The sequence below is a fragment of the Streptomyces sp. 4F14 genome (assembly GCF_048159485.1).
Lineage (GTDB): Bacteria > Actinomycetota > Actinomycetes > Streptomycetales > Streptomycetaceae > Streptomyces.
In genome coordinates this window covers 102,694-121,069 of the sequence record NZ_JBLRVY010000003.1, presented here as the reverse complement: position 1 = coordinate 121,069, position 18,376 = coordinate 102,694, and the positions used below count along the sequence as shown (strand labels likewise).

The window sequence follows — 18,376 nt, the reverse complement described above, 5'->3', positions numbered from 1 at the left end:
GCCCCGAAAAACCCGCACGGACCAGGACACACCGCCGTCGACAAGTCACCCTGCGCCAAGTCAGGTTAGGCTCACCTCTGTGAGTACGTGCACGACTGTCGCGCGGGATCTCGACGAGCCCTTCTCCGGGACCGCGGCCACGGCGACGACCTGGCTCCTGCTGGAACAGCCGGGCCCCTGGGGCGCCAAGGCGCTCACCGAGAGCCACCTGGACCGGCGACTCGGCCGCGCCCTGGAGAAGGCCGCCCAGGGCACCGGCGTCCGTGTCGCGCTCATCCGGCGCCCCGGACGCCACGCCGACTTCGGCACCCCGCCCCCGCGCCAGGTCTTCGCGGCCCACACCGTGCCCGGCGGGGTGTGGCTGCGCAGCGCCGCCACCCAGGATCCCCGGCAGCTCCTGGACCTCGACCTCGCGACCCTCGGCCGGGGCGACCACCGCACGTTCGACTCCGTCCTCGGCGGCCGCCCTCACACGGGCGACCCGCTCGCCCTGGTGTGCACGAACGGCAAGCGCGACCGCTGCTGCGCCCTCCTCGGCCGCCCTCTCGCCGCCGAACTGACCGCCTCCGGCGTACCGGGCGTCTGGGAGGTCACCCATCTGGGTGGACATCGCTTCTCCCCGACGGTGCTCGTCCTGCCCTACGGCTACGCGTACGGGCGCGCGGCGGCCCACACCGTCAAGAACGTCCTGCACGCCGCCCAGGAGGGCCGGATCGTGGTCGAGGGGTGCCGCGGCCGCTCGGCCTGGGAGCGCCCCGGCCAGGCGGCCGAGCTGGCCGTACGGACGGCGGTCCACGAGTACGCGGCCGACGCGCTGAGCGTTGTCCGTACGGCGGGCGAGGCTCCCCACTGGGAGGTCACCGTCGCCCACACCGACGGCCGGCGCTGGCGGGTCGCCGTCGCCCAGAGCAATCCGCTGCCGCCCCGCCCGGAGAGCTGCGGGGCGTCCGTCCTGGGGACGCCGGCGCGGATGGACGTCGTGGAGGTACGGGAGCTGGCGACGCCGGGAACGGCGCTGGCCAGCTGACGTCAATAGTTGATCGCCTGGTGCACGTGATCAACCCGTCCATGGTCTGATCCACCCCACCCGTCTCCGATCAAGAGATCCCCGCCACACCCCTACGGCACCCCCACCCCGTCCACGTACCGTCAATGCATGAGCCCCGCTCCCCCGTCCCGCCGCCTGCGCCTCGGCCTCCCCCGGCGTGCCTTCTCGCAGATCCTGCTGATGCAGCTGTCGATCGCGGCGGGCGTGGTGGTGCTGGCGACGGGCCTGTTCCTCGCGCCGCTCAGCGACCAGCTCGACGACCAGGCGATGCGCCGCGCGCTGGCTATCGCGCAGACCACGGCGGCGATGCCGCAGCTCGCGGAGGACCTGAAGGGCAGCGCGCCGTCGGTGGACGGCCCGGTGCAGCGGGAGGCGGAGCGGATCCGCCGGGCGAGCGGCGCCGAGTACGTCGTCGTGATGAACAGGGCCGGCGTCCGCTGGTCGCACCGCGATCCGGACCAGATCGGCGGCGTCGTCTCCACGGACCCGCACAAGGCGCTGGCGGGCCGCGCGGTGATGGAGATCGACGAAGGCACGCTGGGCCGCTCCGCACGCGGGAAGGTGCCTCTGCGGGACGCCGAGGGGCACATCGTCGGGGCGGTGTCGGTCGGCATCGAGTACGACAGCGTCCGCGCGCGCCTGATCCACGCGATCCCGGGGCTGTTCGCGTACGCGGGCGGCGCCCTGGCGGTCGGCGCGCTGGCGGCCTGGCTGATCTCGCGCCGGGTCCACCGCCAGACCCGTGACCTGGCCTTCTCGGACATCTCGGCGCTGCTCGCGGAGCGTGAGGCGATGCTGCACGGCATCCGGGAGGGCGTCGTGGCGCTGGACCGCGCGGGCCGCGTCCGGCTCCTCAACGACGAGGCGCAGCGCCTGCTGGGCATCGGCGACGAGGCCGTGGGCCGCTCCCCCGACGAGGCGCTCGGCACGGGCCGTACGGCGGACGTCCTGGCCGGCCGGGTGACCGGCACGGACCTGCTCACCGTGCGCGGCCCGCGCGTGCTGGTCACCAACCGGATGCCCACGGACGACGGCGGCGCGGTCGCCACCCTGCGCGACCGCACCGAGCTGGAGCAGCTGGGCCGGGAACTCGACTCCACGCGCGGGCTGATCGACGCCCTGCGCGCGCTGGACCACGAGCACGCCAACCGGATGCACACCCTCCTGGGGCTGCTGGAGCTGGAGATGTACGAGGAGGCGGTGGAGTTCGTCGGCGAGGTGGTCGGCGACCACCGGGCCACCGCCGAGGAGGTCGCCGAGCGGATCCGGGACCCCCTGCTGGCGGCGCTGCTGGTCGGCAAGGCTACGGTCGCGGCGGAGCGGGGCGTCGCCCTGAAGGTGTCGGACACGACCCGGCTCCCGGACCGGCTGGTCGACCCCAGGGGGCTGGTGACGATCGTGGGCAACCTGGTCGACAACGCGCTGGACGCCGTCGCGGGCACCACACACACGCGCGTGGAGGTCGAGTTGCGCGCCGAGGGACGTACGGCCGTGCTGCGGGTGCGGGACACCGGTCCCGGGATCCCGGCGGACAAACGGGAGCTGGTGTTCACGGAGGGGTGGTCCACCAAAGAGCCTCCCGCGCACGGGCGCCGCGGTATCGGGCTCTCCCTGGTGCGCAGGCTCGCCGAGCGGCAGGGCGGCAGGGCCGCTGTGGGCGAGGCCGAGGGCGGTGGCGCGGAGTTCACCGTGGTCCTGCCCGACGCGCTCTCCGAGGGCGCCCCGAAGGCCGTACCGGCCGCCGCCACGCCTCGCACCGAGGCCGCGGCAGAAGCAGAAGCAGAAGCAGAAGCCAGAGTCGACGAGGATGCACGATGATCGAGGTCCTGGTCGTGGACGACGACACCCGGGTCGCCCGGGTCAACGCCGCCTACGTCGAGAAGGTGCCGGGCTTCCGGGTCGCCGGGCAGGCCCACAACGCGGCCGAGGCGCTGCGCCTGCTGGAGCTGCTGCCCCGCGTGGACCTCGTCCTGATGGACCACTACCTGCCCGACCGCACAGGCATCGAAGCCGTCCAGGAGATGCGCCGCCGCGGCCACCAAGCAGACGTCATCATGGTCACGGCCGCCCGGGATGTCGCGACGGTCCAGTCGGCGATGCGGCACGGCGCGCTCCAGTACCTGGTCAAGCCGTTCGCCTTCGCGGGCCTGCGCGCGAAGCTGGAGGCGTACGGCGAACTGCGCCGCACCCTGGACGTCGGCGGCGAGGCCGAACAGGCCGACGTGGACCGCATGTTCGGCGCGCTGTCCGCACCTTCGGAGCCCGGCCTGCCCAAAGGGCACTCCCCCACCACCGCCGAACTGGTGCGCCAGTGTCTGATGCACGCCGACGGCCCGCTGTCCGCGCAGGAGATCGCCGACCGCACAGGGGTGAGCCGGCAGACCGCCCAGCGCTACCTGAAGCTTCTGGAGCGCACCGGCCGCGCGCGCCTGACCCTCAAGTACGGCGACGCGGGCCGCCCGGAACACCGTTACGTGTGGGCGACCCGCGCCTGAGAGCACGGTTTCGTTGAGCGTCTTGACGAGTACCGCATGTCTTGATGAGTACCGCGCACCCTTAATGGATGCATGGACCAACTTCCCGGCGGGCCATCAACGTCGTCCATCTGTACAGACGATCCACCCACCAGTGCCACCGCCGTGCCTGGGCCGCGCCATGACCCAAGCCCAGCGGCCCGCCGTACGACCGGTCCCGGCGCCGTACGACGGTGAAGGCGCCGCCCCTACACGGCTCCGGCTCCCGTCAGTGAACGCACCTCCGTCTCCGCGTGCCGGGCCTCGTCGGCCTTCTCGGACGAGGTGACCGTGCCGATCCAGCCCGCGAGGAAGCCCAGCGGGATCGAGATGATGCCGGGGTTCTGGAGCGGGAAGAACTGGAAGTCGACGCCGGGAATGAGCGACTCGGGGCTGCCCGAGACGACCGGCGACAGGACGACGAGCACGAGCGCGGGGATCAGCCCGCCGTAGACCGCCCACACGGCGCCGCGCGTGGTGAAGTTGCGCCAGAACAGCGAGTAGAGCAGCACCGGCAGGTTCGCGGACGCGGCGACGGCGAAGGCGAGGCCGACCAGGAACGCGACGTTGAGCTCACGCGCCAGGATGCCGAGCGCGATCGCGACGATGCCGATGCCGACCGCCGCGACCCGGGCGACCGCGACCTCGCTGCGCTGCTTGGCGTGCTTGCGGCGCAGGGAGGCGTACAGGTCGTGGGCCACGGACGCCGAGGAGGCGAGCGTGATGCCGGCGACCACCGCGAGGATCGTCGCGAAGGCGACCGCGCCGACGATCGCGAACAGCACCGCGCCGCCCATGGACTCCTCCCCGCCACCGAGGTCGAGGGCGAGCAGCGGGACGGCCGTGTTGCCGGCCGCGTTGGACTGGCGCACGGTGTCGGGGCCGACGATCGCCGCCGCGCCGAAGCCCAGCACGATCGTCATCAGGTAGAAGCTGCCGATCAGGCCGATCGACCAGACCACCGAGCGGCGGGCCGCCCGCGCGGTCGGCACAGTGTAGAAGCGGGACAGGATGTGCGGCAGGCCGGCGGTGCCCAGGACGAGGGCGAGGCCGAGGCTGATGAAGTCGAAGCGTGACGTCCAGTTCGCGCCGTACTTCAGGCCGGGGGCCAGGAAGTCGATGCCGTGCCCGCTGCGTTCGGCCGCGGTGAGCAGCAGCCGGTCGAAGTCGCCGTGGAAACGGACGAGGACCAGCACGGTCAGCGCGATCGTGCCGCCCAGCAGCAGGACCGCCTTGACGATCTGGATCCAGGTGGTGGCCCGCATACCGCCCAGCGACACGTAGATGATCATGAGCGCGCCGACCCCGATGACGGTCCACACCTGGGTCGCGGCGCCACTGCGGCCCAGCAACAGGGCGACGAGGCTGCCCGCGCCGACCATCTGTGCCACCAGGTAGAAGATCGACACGATGACCGAGGAGGCGCCCGCCGCGATCCGCACCGGCCGTTCGCTCATCCGCGCCGCGACGACGTCCGCGAGCGTGAACCGCCCGCAGTTGCGCACGAGTTCGGCGACGAGGAGCAGGACGACCAGCCAGGCGACGAGGAAGCCGACCGAGTAGAGCAGGCCGTCGTAGCCGAACAGCGCGATCAGGCCGGAGATGCCGAGGAAGGAGGCGGCCGACATGTAGTCGCCCGCGATGGCGAAGCCGTTCTCCATCGGGGAGAAGAGCCGTCCGCCCGCGTAGAACTCCTCGGCCGAGCCGTGGCGGTTGCGGCTGACCCAGGTCGTGATGCCCAGCGTGACCGCGATGAACACGCTGAACAGCACGAGGGCCAGGGTCTGATGAGTACCGCTCACGGCTTGCCGCCCTTCACACCGCGCGTCAGTTCCTGGGTGTCCCAGCGCAGGTCGAGGGCTGCCCGGTCCCTGCGCAGCCGGGCGTGTCTGGCGTAGGCCCAGGCCAGCAGGAAGGTGGTGAGGAACTGGCCGAGACCTGCGACCAGTGCCACATTGACGGCGCCCACGACGGGCCGGGCCATGAACCCGGGCGCCGTGGTGGCCGCGATGACGTACGCCACGTACCAGAGGAAGAAGCCGATGCCCGCCGGGACCACGAACCGCCGGTAGCGGCTGCGGACCTCCTGGAAGGCGGCGCTGCGCTGGACGGCGAGGTAGACCTCCGCCATCGCGTCGCGGCCGGTCTCCTCACGGGGGGCCGGGACCGCCGGCACGGGGGCGCTCGTCGGCTGCGCTCCGGGCCAGTCGGGAGCCAGGGCGTCGTACCAGGGATCGTCGTACCGCACGCCTGCCGGCTCTTCGGGGACCGGGGACCGCACCTCTCGGTGCTCGCGTGCTCTCTCGGGACCGCCCCCGCCACTGCGGGCTCGGTCGTTGCTCAACTGCATACCCAATGATGGACAGAACGGGAAGATCCCCTACTCTCTTTCCCGCATTCTTCACCCCATCAAGCGACAATGGGCCGACTTATCCCATTTCCGATTTTGGTGGTTTTACCAACCCCTTTCTGTATGCGTAACTCACCGCCTGCGCACGGTCCTTGAGGCCCGCCTTGGCGAACAGGTTGTTGATGTGGGTCTTCACCGTCGTCGGCGAGACGTGCAGCCTGCGGGAGATCTCCTGGTTGCTGAGGCCGTCGGCGATGAGGACCAGCACCTCGGTCTCCCGGACCGTCAACCCGTCGGGCGGGCCCGCGGGTTCCACCGGCTCCGGTTCGGGCTGTGACAGCCGCTCCAGGAGCCGCAGTTGGATGCTCGGCGACAGTCCCGCGTCCCCGGACAGGACGTCGTGCACGGCCCGGACGATCTCGTCGCCGCCGGCGTCCTTCGTCAGGTAGCCCCGCGCGCCCGCCCTGAGCGCGGGGAACAGGGACTCGTCGTCGGCGAACGTCGTCAGCACCACGACCTGCGTCCCCGGGTACCCGGCCCGGATCCGCCGGGTCGCCTCGACCCCGTCGCAGCGGGGCATGCGCAGGTCCATCAGGACGACGTCCGGGGCGAGTTCGGCGACCAGCCGCACCGCGTCCTCGCCGTCCACCGCCGCGCCCACGACCTCCACCTCGGGCAGCAGCCCGAGCAGCGTCACGATGCCCTCCCTGACGACGGTCTGGTCGTCCGCCACCAGCACCCGCGCGGGCCCGCCCCGCTCCTGCGACGTCATACCGGCACCCTCAGCCTCACCGCGAACCCTTCCTCGTCCGGCCCCGCCTCCAGCGAGCCGCCCAGCAGTTCGGCACGCTCCCGCATGCCCAGGAGACCGTAACCTCCCCCCGCGCCCGCGAGTTCACCCGGCGAGCCGCCCGAGTCCCGCACGTCCAGGGCCACTTCGCGGGGACCGTACTCCAGCCGGAGGCTGACCTTCGCGCCCGGGGCGTGCTTGCGTACGTTCGTGAGGGCCTCCTGCGCGACCCTGCGCACGGTCTGGGACGCCTCCACCGACAGCGGTCTGCGTTCACCCGCCACGGTGACCCGCGCACCGTCCGTCGCCCGCGCCAGGTCGGCCAGAAAGTCCTCCAGCGGGGTCAGTTCGCCGCGCAGCGCGGACAGCGCCTGGCGGGTCTCGTCGAGGCCGTCCCTGGCCATCCCCCGCGCCGCCACGACCCGCTCCAGGATCTGCTGCCGGTCGGCGCCGCGCTCGATCAGCAGGCGGGCCGCCTCCAGGTGCACGAGCTGGGCCGAGAGGCTGTGGGCCAGTACGTCGTGGATCTCCCGGGCGATCCGGGCACGCTCCGTCAGCGCCGCCGACTCCGCCTCGGCGGCCCGCGCGGCCCGCTCCTGGGCCAGCAGCCGCGAGGCGTTGCCGCGGGCCTCGGCGTCCAGCCGCAGGGTGTAGCCGACGAGGGCGAGCGCGCCGAGCGTGGCGGCCGTGGTCAGCCACATGTCCTCGTTGACCACGGCGAACGCGCTCAGCGCGACCGAGGCGAACGGGAGCGCGGCGCCCAACGGAAGCCGTTGCAGCCCCACGACGGCGCAGCCGCACCACAGGACGAGCGCCGAGGTGCCGAACCCCAGCACCTCGGCCACGACCGCGACGCCCAGCAGCAGCGTCAGGAGCAGCAGCGAGGGCCACAGCCGGTGGGCGAACGTCAGCGCGAAGAACCCCTTCGCGGCCCCGACGGCAACGAGCGCGAGGCCCACACCCGCGACGAGGACCCAGCCGTGCGCGCGGGAGTTGTTCTCGAAGGCGCTCCACACCATGATGCCGATCAGCAGCAGCCGGACGACCCGGCCCAGCGCGTTCCTGACCGGGGAGCGTCCCTCGCGGGTGAGCGCCTCCCGGGACGGCCAGCGCAGCCATGGGTTCTCGGTCACACCCGCTCCCTCGTCTTCCGGGCCCCCTGGTCACCGTACGACGCCGAGGGCGCGTGGGTGCGGGCGAGCGTTCGCGCGCGGTGGGTGACGAACCCGGCGCGTACCAGCAGCATGGCCGCCAGGGAGAGCATCAGGGCGGCACTGTGCAGGTGGACGCCGAAGGCCGCGCCGATGCCGAACAGAGCCACCCTGAGAAAGACGCCGCCGCTCCACACTCCCAGGCTCGCCCTGGTGCTCCTGCTCCAGACGACGCCGTCCGCCTCGACCCACATCCGGGTCGTCCAGGCCCAGCCGGCGCCCGACACGAGCCCGATCAGCACCTCCGCGGCGAGCAGCACGCCCGAGAGGACGGGATGGCCGGAGTCCAGCAGATCCGGGTCGCGCAGCGCTATGACGGCGAGGATCCCGGGCACCAGCCACCACCGCCGCTCCCCGTCGACCGGCGCCGCGCGGAACTGCCGCACCAGCACCAGGGCGACCACCACCACGATCACCAACGCGTTGACGAGCCCGGCCATCACTGCCTCCGTGAGCGGAACGAGGATGCCGGCGACGACCGCCGCCGACACCACCGAAGCTACGGAAACCGAAGCCCCAGGAGATCGGAGCCAGGGTGGATCAAGGGTGGATATCCCACCCCTGATCGTCTCCACCCCTGGGTGGAGACGACACGCCCCTCAAGCGCCCCGAGGGGCCCCGCAGGGGCACCCGAGGGGCGCGGGGAACTGCGCGAGCAACCACCGACGACCCGCACCCCGACGACTCCGGAACCCGGCACGACGAACCGCACCGGCCCAAGCCGAGCGCAGCGGCTACGCGTCGATCCGCGACCGGTCCAGCGTCGCCGCCGAACTGGAGATGAACTCCTTGCGCGGCGCCACATCGTTGCCCATCAGCAGGTCGAACACCTGCTCCGCCGCCTCCAGGTCGGACAGGTTGATCCGGCGCAGGGTCCGGTGCCGGGGATCCATCGTCGTCTCGGCCAGCTGGTCCGCGTCCATCTCGCCGAGGCCCTTGTACCGCTGGATGGAGTCCTTGTACCGCACGCCCTTGGTCTGGAACTCCATGAGCTTGTCGCGCAGTTCGCGGTCCGAGTACGTGTAGACGTACTTGTCCTGCCCCTTCTTGGGCTGGACGAGTTCGATCCGGTGCAGCGGCGGCACCGCGGCGAAGACGCGCCCGGCCTCGACCATGGGCCGCATGTACCGCTGGAACAACGTCAGCAGCAGGCAGCGGATGTGGGAGCCGTCCACATCGGCGTCGGTCATCATGATGATCTTGCCGTAGCGGGCGGCCTCCAGGTCGAAGGTCCGGCCGGAGCCCGCTCCTATGACCTGGATGATCGCGCCGCACTCGGCGTTCTTCAGCATGTCCGTGACGGACGACTTCTGGACGTTGAGGATCTTGCCGCGGATCGGCAGCAGCGCCTGGAACTCCGAGTTGCGGGCGAGCTTGGCGGTGCCGAGCGCGGAGTCCCCCTCGACGATGAACAGTTCGCTGCGGTCGACGTCGTCGCTGCGGCAGTCGGCGAGCTTGGCCGGCAGGGACGACGACTCCAGGGCCGTCTTCCTGCGCTGGGCGTCCTTGTGCTGGCGGGCGGCGACGCGGGTGCGCGCGGCGGCGACGACCTTCTCCATGACGACCCGCGCCTGGGCGGCGGCGTCCCGCTTGGTGGAGGTCAGGAACGCCTTGAGCTCCTTCGCGATGACCTGGGCCACGATCCGGCGGGCCGCGGAGGTGCCGAGGACCTCCTTGGTCTGGCCCTCGAACTGCGGTTCGGCGAGCCGGACGGTGACGACGGCGGTGAGGCCCTCCAGGGCGTCGTCCTTGAGGACGCCGTCCTCGGCGACGCGCAGCAGCTTCTTGGTGCGCAGCACCTCGTTCATCGTGGTCGTGACGGCCTGCTCGAAGCCGGCGACGTGGGTGCCGCCCTTGGGGGTGGCGATGATGTTCACGAACGACTTGAAGGTCGTGTCGTAGCCCGTACCCCAGCGCATCGCGACGTCCACGCCGAGTTCGCGGGTGACCTGGGTGGGGGTCATCTGGCCGTGCTCGTCGAGGACCGGGACGGTCTCGCGGAAGGTGCCCTGGCCGGTGAAGCGGAGGATGTCGCAGACCGGCTTGTCGGTGGCCAGGTACTCGCAGAACTCGCTGATCCCGCCGTCGAAGCGGAAGGACTCCTCGCCCTTGCTGCCGCCCTCGCCGAGACCGAGTTCGTCGCGGACGACGATGGTCAGGCCGGGCACCAGGAACGCGGTCTGGCGCGCGCGCTGGTGGAGGTGTTCCAGGGAGAGCTTGGCGTCCTTGAGGAAGATCTGGCGGTCGGCCCAGTAGCGCACGCGCGTGCCGGTGCGGGCCTTGGCGACCTTCTTGGTCTTGCGCAGTCCGCTGCGCGCCTCGAACCCGGCGTCGGGTCCGGCGGCCGCGAAGGCGCCGGGGACGCCGCGGCGGAAGCTGATCGCGTGCGTGCTGCCGCCGCGGTCCACCTCGACGTCCAGCCGGGCGGAGAGGGCGTTGACGACGGAGGCGCCCACGCCGTGCAGGCCGCCGGAGGCGGCGTAGGAGCCACCGCCGAACTTGCCGCCCGCGTGGAGCTTGGTCATGACGACCTCGACGCCGGACAGGCCGGTCTTGGGCTCGACGTCGACCGGGATGCCGCGGCCGTTGTCGCGGACCTCCACGGAGCCGTCGTCGTGCAGCACCACGTCGATGTGATCGCAGAACCCGCCCAGCGCCTCGTCGACGGAGTTGTCGATGATCTCCCACAGGCAGTGCATCAGACCGCGGCTGTCGGTCGATCCGATGTACATACCCGGGCGCTTGCGTACGGCTTCTAGTCCTTCGAGGACGAGCAGGTGCCGCGCGGTGTAGTTGGAGCCGTCCCGGTCTGCTCCTGCCAGCAGCGCAGTGGACGGCACGGACGTATCGGCGGTCACGCGGTTCGCTCCTCGCTGAATTTCAGGTGGGGCCCTTCTGGGTAAGGGCACGGCTTCGGTCGCCGTCAAGAGGGTACCGAGGCCAGGTAGAGCCGTTGTCACGCCACCCTCGTCTGGAGTCAGACTAGTCCAGAGTCGTATGCGTGTTCGATCGCTCGATGGAGTGAAGTACATATCACGTTCCCTTCGAGGCATGAACCATTTAGGCTCCGGGCACGTCCTCAAGAACGAACCGGCAACCCCGCCGGGAGGACCGACCACATGATCGACAGCGCGAAACCGTAAGCACACAAGAAGCGCAATACGGCACATTCGCCGCCAAACCGGCAGCAGACAGCCGCCTCGAAAGATTTTTTCGAGGGAAAGCCGCAAGCGGGAACGTTTGAGGCTGGTTGGATGTTGACCCTGGTACGACAGCTCGTCGAGCTAGAGAAGAGGCGACGTGACTACTGTTCTGACCCCCGCGAGCCCGCTGACGGCCGGCGATCGCTGCGACCGCTGCGGCGCCCAGGCATACCTTCGCGTTGTCCTGGCGAGCGGCGGAGAACTGCTCTTCTGCGCCCACCACGGCCGCAAGTTCGAGCCGGAGCTCAAGAAGATCGCCGCCGAGATACAGGACGAGACGGAGCGGCTGACGGCCGTTCCCGCGACCGCCTCCGAGGACGAGCGCTGACCACCGGCGTTCACGACGAGCCAGAACCGGCATAGGCCGGCGTACGGGCGGCGCCCCCTGGAGACAGGGGCCGCCGCCCGTACGCGTACCCGGCAGAGCCGCTCAGCGCCCGCCTGACGGCCTGGCGGACCCTCCCGGCTCCGCCTGGCCGTTCAGCACCCTCAGGACGTCGGAGACGCGCGTGTAGACCCCCGGACTCCCCGGGCGCCCGCAGCCGCTCCCCCAGGACACCAGCCCGACCAGCTTGCCCCGCGCGACCAGTGGCCCGCCGCTGTCGCCCTGACAGGCGTCCTTGCCTCCCCTGACCTCTCCGGCACAGAGCATCGTCCGCGCGGTGTAGGCGCCCTCGGGTCCTCCGGGGTACGCCCGCTCGCAGGACCGGTCGGCCAGGACGTGCACCCGCGCGGCCCGCAGGCTGCGCGCGTACTCGCCCCACCCGGAGACGTCGCCCCAGCCGTAGACCGTGGCCGCCGTCCCCGCCGCGTACGCCGCGTCCCCCGCCGGGGCCGCCCCGATGAGCGACGCCTCGGGCAGTGGCTCGGCGAGGGTGAGCACCGCGAAGTCCCCGGAGTTGCTGGAGCGGTCGTACTCCGGGTTCACCCAGGTGTCCTGGACGGCGATCTCCCGGCCCGCGTCCGAGCGCAGGTCGGTGCGGCCCGCGATGACCTTGAAGTCCCGCGCCTGGTTCGGAGGGGCGCCGAGGACGTCCTCGCCGACGCAGTGGGCCGCCGTCAGCACCATGGTCGGCGCGACCGCCACGCCGCCGCAGAACTGCCCCGACCGGTTACCGCCGAACCGGTCACGGCTGGACAGCGCGACCGTCCAGGGGCTCTGGGAGACGTCGACCGGGGAGCCGCCCACGATGATGCCGTCGGGGGCCGCCTCGGCGGTGGTCGCCAGCGGTATGGCGACCACCGCGGCCGCCAGGACCAGCGGCCGGGCGAGCGCCCGGACCAGGGGAAGACGCATGCGCACTCCTGACTCTGGGGTGGATACCGAAAACCCAGAGTGATCGACAGTGGGGTGACGCGCACCCGCGCGTACGACGACGAAGGCCCGGTCCCTCTGAGAGGGACCGGGCCTTCGTCGTCGTACGGACCGACCTAGTCGAGGTAGTCGCGCAGCACCTGGGAGCGGGACGGGTGGCGCAGCTTGGACATGGTCTTGGACTCGATCTGGCGGATGCGCTCGCGGGTCACGCCGTAGACCTTGCCGATCTCGTCGAGGGTCTTCGGCTGACCGTCGGTGAGACCGAAACGCATGGACACGACGCCCGCCTCGCGCTCGGACAGGGTGTCGAGGACGGAGTGCAACTGCTCCTGGAGGAGCGTGAAGCTGACCGCGTCGGCCGGGACGACGGCCTCGGAGTCCTCGATGAGGTCACCGAACTCGCTGTCGCCGTCCTCACCCAGGGGGGTGTGCAGGGAGATGGGCTCGCGGCCGTACTTCTGGACCTCGATGACCTTCTCGGGGGTCATGTCGAGTTCCTTGGCCAGCTCCTCCGGGGTGGGCTCGCGGCCCAGGTCCTGGAGCATCTGGCGCTGCACGCGCGCGAGCTTGTTGATGACCTCGACCATGTGCACCGGGATACGGATGGTGCGGGCCTGGTCGGCCATCGCGCGGGTGATCGCCTGACGGATCCACCAGGTGGCGTACGTGGAGAACTTGTAGCCCTTGGTGTAGTCGAACTTCTCGACCGCGCGGATCAGACCGAGGTTGCCCTCCTGGATGAGGTCCAGGAAGAGCATGCCGCGGCCGGTGTAGCGCTTGGCCAGCGAGACCACGAGGCGGAGGTTGGCCTCCAGCAGGTGGTTCTTGGCGCGGCGGCCGTCCTCGGCGATGATCTCCAGCTCGCGCTTGAGCTTCGGGGCCAGCTTGTCGGCGTTGGACAGCTTGTCCTCGGCGAACAGGCCCGCCTCGATGCGCTTGGCGAGCTCGACCTCCTGCTCGGCGTTGAGCAGCGGGACCTTGCCGATCTGCTTGAGGTAGTCCTTGACCGGGTCGGCGGTGGCGCCCGCGGCGGCGACCTGCTGGGCCGGTGCGTCGTCCTCGTCCTCGTCGGAGAGGACGAAGCCGGCGCTCTCGGTGCCCTCGGGCTCGTCGCCGGTCTTGCCGGCGCCGGGGGCTTCTTCGAGGACCTCGTCCTCAAGGAGCTCGACGTCGTCCTTCTTGGCCGTGGTCTTCTTCGCGGCGGTCTTCTTGGCGGGGGCCGCCTTCTTCGCGACCGCCTTCTTCGCGGCGGGCGCGGCCTTCTTGGCGGCGGCCTTCTTGGCGGGCGAATCCGCGTCGTCGCCGGCCGCCGGGGCGGCGGGGGCGGCCGTGGTGGCGGTGGCCTTCCTGGTGGTCACCGTCTTCGCGGCGACCGTCTTGGTGGCGGTGCGCTTGGCCGGACTCTTCGCTGCGACGCTCTTTCGGGTGCGCTTGGGCTCTGCGGCACTGACCATCAGCGTCACACCCTCTTCCTCAAGGATCTGGTTGAGGCTGCGCAGTACGTTCTTCCACTGAGTGGCCGGAATCTGGTCAGCTTCGAAGGCCCGACGCACATCGTCGCCGGCGATCTGCCCCTCAGCCTTTCCCCGCTCAATGAGCGCCATGACAGAGACGGACTCGGCGATCTCCGGCGGGAGCGTACGGGATGTGCTGGCCGACACGAACAACCTCTCGGAACGTTGGAAAACGGCTTCCGGCCCCGTCCACAGCGGACAGGAGCCGACCACCGGCCTTGGGGATGGGCCGACGGGCGGGCGGGGGCCGGGAGAATACACAGCGCCATGAACGGCGTCCGTATTCCCTCCTCGGCTGTCACCTCTTAGGTCATCGCGCTGTTCCCACGAGCGTTACGCCCAATCTACGTGGCCCGAGTCACACCCCGTAAGTGCTCAAAAACGGTCAGACACGGTCAGAGGAGGCCGCCACCGTGATCGCCTCATGACCGAAAGCACTCTCCCGCCCTGTGCACCGTCGGACTCCGCAGGGCCCGGGAGGGGTCCTGCGGAGTCGACCGGAGGGCGGGGCACCGGCCCGGAGGGACTCCGGCGGGGGAGGAAGAGCACCCCCGGGACCGCACCGCCCGAAAGGCGCGGTCAGTGTTCGCGCGGCGCCGGGACCACGCGCTCCACCTCCGGGTGGACGGTGAGCAGCTGCCGCATCGCCGACTCCGCGCCCGCGCCGTCGCCCGCGGCGAGCGCGTCGACCATGCGCGCGTGGTGCGCGAGGGACGCCTCGTTCGGCCGGTCGCAGCCGGTGGCCGGGCCGCCGGACACCTGGAGGGCGGAGGAGACGATCCCGGAGAGGTGCTCCAGCATGCGGTTGCCGGCGAGCTGGATGAGCAGGGTGTGGAACTCGGCGTCCGCGCGGGAGTACGTCAGCGCGTCGCCCTGCGCCATGGCGTGTCCCATGATCTCGACCATGTCGGACAGCCGCTGCTGGACGTCCTCCCGGCCGTGGCCCGCGGCGAGGCGGGCGGCGAGCGGCTCGATGGTCCAGCGCAGCTCGGTCAGTTCGCGGCGCTGGTCGTCGCGCTGCGGGCCGAAGGCACGCCACTCGATGATGTCGGGGTCGAGCAGGTTCCAGTCACTGACGGGGCGCACGCGCGTGCCGACGTTCGGCCGGGCGCTCACCAGGCCCTTGGCCTCCAGGACGCGCAGCGACTCGCGGACGACGGTGCGGGAGACCTCGAAGCGCTGGCCGATCTCCTCGGGCACCAGGGGACGGTCGGCGCCGAGGTCGCCGGAGACGATCATCTGCCCGAGCTGCTGGACGAGTTGGCCGTGCAGCCCGCGCCCACGGCTGCCTGTGGCACGGCGGCCCACGCGGCCCAGGTCGGCGTCGACGCCGTCCCAGATGGGAGAGCGGTCGGCGGGGGCCTCGGCGTAGGGGTAACGGTCGAGTTCGCCCGGGGCGGCCAGACCGGAGTCGGCGGAGCGGGCGGCGGTCATCATGGTGTGCGCAAGGGTACTCACGGATCTTTTGTCGGCGTCGGCCCCAACTCCCTTGAGGGCTTTGGTGAAAAGCACACGAAAGGGTGATCGCTCACCCCGTCGGAATTGACGCCTTATCGGAAAGAAATGGGCTTTCTGGGGGGAGTTGTGCGCACCACGCGCGTGGACGGTCGTCATCGGACCCGGCCGCGCAGGGTGGTGAGCAGATACGCGCACAACAGGGTGGTGAGCGACAACGCCAGTGCACCGCCCACGGGTTGGGCCACCACACGCGCGGCGGCATCGAGATAACGCTCGCCACCGAAGGGCCAGCGCAGCAGGAACATCTCACGCGCCCGCGCGGGCATCCCGGCCGCCGTCCGCACGGAGGCGCCGGCGAACAGCCGGTGCAGCAGCGGTACGACGGCCACCGGTACGGCGAGCACGGCCGCGAGCCCCGCCGTCGTGGACCGGAACACGCCGGCCGCGAGCACCCCCGCCCAGGCGCACCCGACGACGAGGCCGGTCCAACTCGCGCCGAGCGAGAGCCAGTCCGCGGGAACTTCCGCGACCTCCCGTCCGTAGACGAGGTAGAGCGCCTCGGCGTCGCAGCCCACCGCGAGGAAGGCCAGCAGCAGCGCGGTGAGGGCGGAGACGAGGAGCTTCGCGGCCAGCAGCCCCAGCCGCCGGGGGACGGTGCCGCGGTCGGCGGCCAGCGCGGGATGCCGGAACTCGTCCCCGAAGGCCAGCGCCCCGAGCAGTCCCGCCCCCAGGGCCGCAGGGGGCAGCGGCGACTGCGCGGGCCACGCCGCGAACAGCCGTTCCCGAGGCGTGCGTCCGAGCCGGGCCAGCAGCAGCGCGGTGACCACGGAGACGACCAGCGTCCCCGCGCCGACGGCGAATCCCGTACTGATCCCCGCGGCCCGCCGCAGCTCGTAGCGCAGGGGGCGCAGCGGGGTCGGCGCGGGGCGGACGGAGATGGGAGGCGGAAGCGGGGAGGGGGCTCCGTGCGCGCGCAGCGGGGACTCCCGTACGACGTCTACGGCGCCGTCGGCGCCGTCACCCGGTTCGGCCTCGGCGTCCGCAGGTGCCCCGGGCCCCATGTCCCCCACCTCGTCGGCGAGTTGGTGGACGAGGATGCCGTTGCGGAAGGCGACGTCCCCGATGTCGGCGCACGAACTGCCGTACACGGAGAGGTGGTTGCCGTCCTCCTGGACGACCTCGACGGAGCGGCGCGTCGTGCGGGCGTCCTTGGAGAGTTCGGCGGCGAGGCGGGCGGCGTGCGGGGTGCGGACGGCGACACGGGGGCGCAGGCGGGTGCGGGCGAAGGCGGGGGCGTCCTGGTCGGCGACGACGCGGCCGGCGTCCAGGGTGACGACGTGGTCGGCGGTGCGGGCGGCCTCCTTGGGGTCGGCCATGGTCAGCAGAACGGTTCCGCCGTGGCGGGCGTGCGCTGTGAGCATGTCGTACAGCCAGCGGCTCTCGCGCGCGCAGAGGCCGTCGGCGGGGTCGTCGAGGACGAGGGTGTGCGGGTCGGCGAGGAGGGCGCAGGCGAGGCCGAGGCGGCGGTCCATGCCCCGGGACAGGGCGCCGAGGCGTTCCTCGCGCAGGCTCACGAGGCCGACCGCTTCGAGGACCTCGTCGGCCCGTGGGGCCGGGACGCCGGCCGCCGCGCACAGCATCCGCAGGTGCCCGCGGACCGTGCGGCCCGGGTGCCCCGGCACGTCGCCGAGGAGCACGCCGACCTCGCGCGCGGGGTGGGCGATACGGTGCAGTGGGCGGCCCCTGAAGTACGTGACGCCACGGCCCTGCTGGAGTTCGAGCATGAGTCTCAGCGCCGTGCTCTTGCCCGCCCCCGGCACTCCGAGGAGCACCGTGACATGCCCGACGCGCGCCTCGAAGGAGACGTCGTCGACGGTGGGAGGGAGATCCTTGCGGGGGATGCTGGTCAGTCCGAATGCCTGGATCACCCGCAGCAAGATAGCGCCCCATTTAGGGTTTTTGAGGCATCGCACGGCCGGGCGCACCGAGCCCGGGGGCACAGCGGGGCTCAGGAGGCGGCGGTCGGCGCCGGGCGTCCGTGAGGGCGCGCACCGGATCGGCGCTCAACGCCCGCTGCGGGCCGGCGGCGGGCACCCGCCGCCGGGGGCCTCGGCGTCGCGCGTACGGCCGTCTCGCGGCCCCTCACCCCGCGTCACGGCCCTGCCCCGCCCGCCCTCACACCTCGGGGCGCAGCATCGGCGGGTTGAGCAGCGTCGCGCCGCCCGCGCGGAAGAGCTGGGCCGGCCGGCCGCCCTGACGGGTGGTGGTGCCTCCGGTGGGGACGAGGAAGCCCGGCGTCCCGGTCACCTTGCGGTGGAAGTTGCGCGGGTCGAGCGCGACGCCCCACACCGCCTCGTAGACCCGGCGCAGCTCGCCGACGGTGAACTCGGTGGGGCAGAACGCGGTGGCCAGTGAGGAGTACTCGATCTTGGAGCGGGCGCGCTCGACGCCGTCGGCGAGGATCTGCGCGTGGTCGAAGGCGAGCGGCGCGACGGGGTCGCCGTCCCGGCCGTAGCCGCCCTGGTTGAGGAGCTCCTCGACCGGCGCCCAGCGCGCGTTGCTGGCGTCGCCGCCCGCGCGCGGGGCGGGCAGGTCGGGGGCGAGCGCGAGGTGGGCGACGCTGACGACGCGCATGCGCGGGTCGCGCTTGGGGTCGCCGTAGGTGGCCAGCTGTTCGAGGTGGGCGCCGTTGTCCTGGGCGGGGACGGCGGGCTCGTGGGCGTGCAGCCCGGTCTCCTCGGCGAGTTCGCGTGCCGCAGCCTGGGACAGGTCCTCGTCGGCCCGTACGAAGCCGCCGGGCAGGGCCCATCTCCCCTGGAACGGCGGTTCGCCCCGGCGGACCGCCAGCGCGCACAGGGCGTGGCGCCGCACGGTCAGCACGACCAGGTCCACGGTGACGGCGAAGGGCGGGAAGGCTGACGGGTCGTAGGGCATGCGGCGATCTTAGTCGTCTCCCTGACGATAAACACTC

General features: G+C 71.8%; 15 protein-coding genes. 4 read left to right on the top strand and 11 right to left on the bottom strand.

What is annotated here, in order from left to right; all coding sequences use genetic code 11:
• Positions 1-79: 79 nt before the first annotated feature.
• The 3 genes from ACLZOT_RS05255 to ACLZOT_RS05245 all read left to right on the top strand — a co-directional run bounded on the left by ACLZOT_RS05255 (position 80) and on the right by ACLZOT_RS05245 (position 3,543).
• Positions 80-1,027: a sucrase ferredoxin gene (locus tag ACLZOT_RS05255; protein ID WP_416967522.1), complete on the top strand. Its 948-nt coding sequence runs from the start codon at positions 80-82 to the stop codon at positions 1,025-1,027.
• Positions 1,028-1,156: 129 nt separating this feature from the next.
• A complete protein-coding gene (locus tag ACLZOT_RS05250) occupies positions 1,157-2,866 on the top strand; it encodes an ATP-binding protein (RefSeq protein ID WP_416967521.1) in 1,710 nt (569 codons plus the stop codon).
• Complete coding sequence (locus ACLZOT_RS05245) at positions 2,863-3,543, top strand: response regulator (RefSeq protein WP_416967520.1); 681 nt, start codon at positions 2,863-2,865, stop codon at positions 3,541-3,543. Before ACLZOT_RS05250 ends, ACLZOT_RS05245 begins: the two co-directional genes overlap by 4 nt.
• A 227-nt stretch (positions 3,544-3,770) precedes the next feature.
• Here ACLZOT_RS05245 and ACLZOT_RS05240 read toward each other — a convergent pair whose 3' ends face one another.
• The 6 genes from ACLZOT_RS05240 to ACLZOT_RS05215 form a co-directional block, all read right to left on the bottom strand.
• A complete protein-coding gene (locus tag ACLZOT_RS05240) occupies positions 3,771-5,363 on the bottom strand; it encodes a cation acetate symporter (protein WP_416967519.1) in 1,593 nt (530 codons plus the stop codon).
• Entirely contained in the window at positions 5,360-5,911 is a 552-nt protein-coding gene (locus tag ACLZOT_RS05235; protein WP_416967518.1) for a DUF485 domain-containing protein, read from the bottom strand. Before ACLZOT_RS05235 ends, ACLZOT_RS05240 begins: the two co-directional genes overlap by 4 nt.
• Positions 5,912-5,990: 79 nt before the next feature.
• A complete protein-coding gene (locus tag ACLZOT_RS05230) occupies positions 5,991-6,683 on the bottom strand; it encodes a response regulator (RefSeq protein WP_416967517.1) in 693 nt (230 codons plus the stop codon).
• Positions 6,680-7,834, bottom strand: a complete 1,155-nt coding sequence (locus tag ACLZOT_RS05225; RefSeq protein WP_416967516.1) for a sensor histidine kinase — start codon at positions 7,832-7,834, stop codon at positions 6,680-6,682. The genes ACLZOT_RS05230 and ACLZOT_RS05225 overlap by 4 nt, the downstream gene beginning before the upstream one ends.
• The gene (locus ACLZOT_RS05220) at positions 7,831-8,352 is read right to left on the bottom strand and encodes a DUF1453 domain-containing protein (RefSeq protein ID WP_416967855.1); all 522 of its coding nucleotides are present in this window, start codon (positions 8,350-8,352) and stop codon (positions 7,831-7,833) included. The genes ACLZOT_RS05225 and ACLZOT_RS05220 overlap by 4 nt, the downstream gene beginning before the upstream one ends.
• 294 nt (positions 8,353-8,646) lie before the next feature.
• Positions 8,647-10,770 (bottom strand): DNA gyrase/topoisomerase IV subunit B, encoded by a 2,124-nt coding sequence (locus tag ACLZOT_RS05215; protein ID WP_416967515.1) that lies wholly within the window; start codon positions 10,768-10,770, stop codon positions 8,647-8,649.
• Positions 10,771-11,212: 442 nt separating this feature from the next.
• On the opposite strand from ACLZOT_RS05215, the gene ACLZOT_RS05210 reads away from it, so the two are divergent.
• The gene (locus tag ACLZOT_RS05210) at positions 11,213-11,443 is read left to right on the top strand and encodes a DUF7455 domain-containing protein (RefSeq protein ID WP_055721807.1); all 231 of its coding nucleotides are present in this window, start codon (positions 11,213-11,215) and stop codon (positions 11,441-11,443) included.
• A 102-nt stretch (positions 11,444-11,545) separates the two neighbouring features.
• Here ACLZOT_RS05210 and ACLZOT_RS05205 read toward each other — a convergent pair whose 3' ends face one another.
• The 5 genes from ACLZOT_RS05205 to ACLZOT_RS05185 form a co-directional block, all read right to left on the bottom strand.
• The gene (locus ACLZOT_RS05205; RefSeq protein ID WP_416967514.1) at positions 11,546-12,412 is read right to left on the bottom strand and encodes a S1 family peptidase; all 867 of its coding nucleotides are present in this window, start codon (positions 12,410-12,412) and stop codon (positions 11,546-11,548) included.
• Between the two features lie 134 nt (positions 12,413-12,546).
• Positions 12,547-14,094 (bottom strand): RNA polymerase sigma factor, encoded by a 1,548-nt coding sequence (locus ACLZOT_RS05200; RefSeq protein ID WP_416967513.1) that lies wholly within the window; start codon positions 14,092-14,094, stop codon positions 12,547-12,549.
• A gap of 432 nt (positions 14,095-14,526) precedes the next feature.
• Positions 14,527-15,405, bottom strand: a complete 879-nt coding sequence (locus ACLZOT_RS05195; RefSeq protein WP_416967512.1) for a FadR/GntR family transcriptional regulator — start codon at positions 15,403-15,405, stop codon at positions 14,527-14,529.
• A 152-nt stretch (positions 15,406-15,557) separates the two neighbouring features.
• On the bottom strand, positions 15,558-17,333 hold the full coding sequence (locus tag ACLZOT_RS05190) for an ATP-binding cassette domain-containing protein (protein WP_416967511.1): 1,776 nt from the start codon (positions 17,331-17,333) through the stop codon (positions 15,558-15,560).
• A gap of 247 nt (positions 17,334-17,580) precedes the next feature.
• Entirely contained in the window at positions 17,581-18,339 is a 759-nt protein-coding gene (locus ACLZOT_RS05185) for an NUDIX hydrolase (RefSeq protein WP_416967510.1), read from the bottom strand.
• Positions 18,340-18,376: the final 37 nt, after the last annotated feature.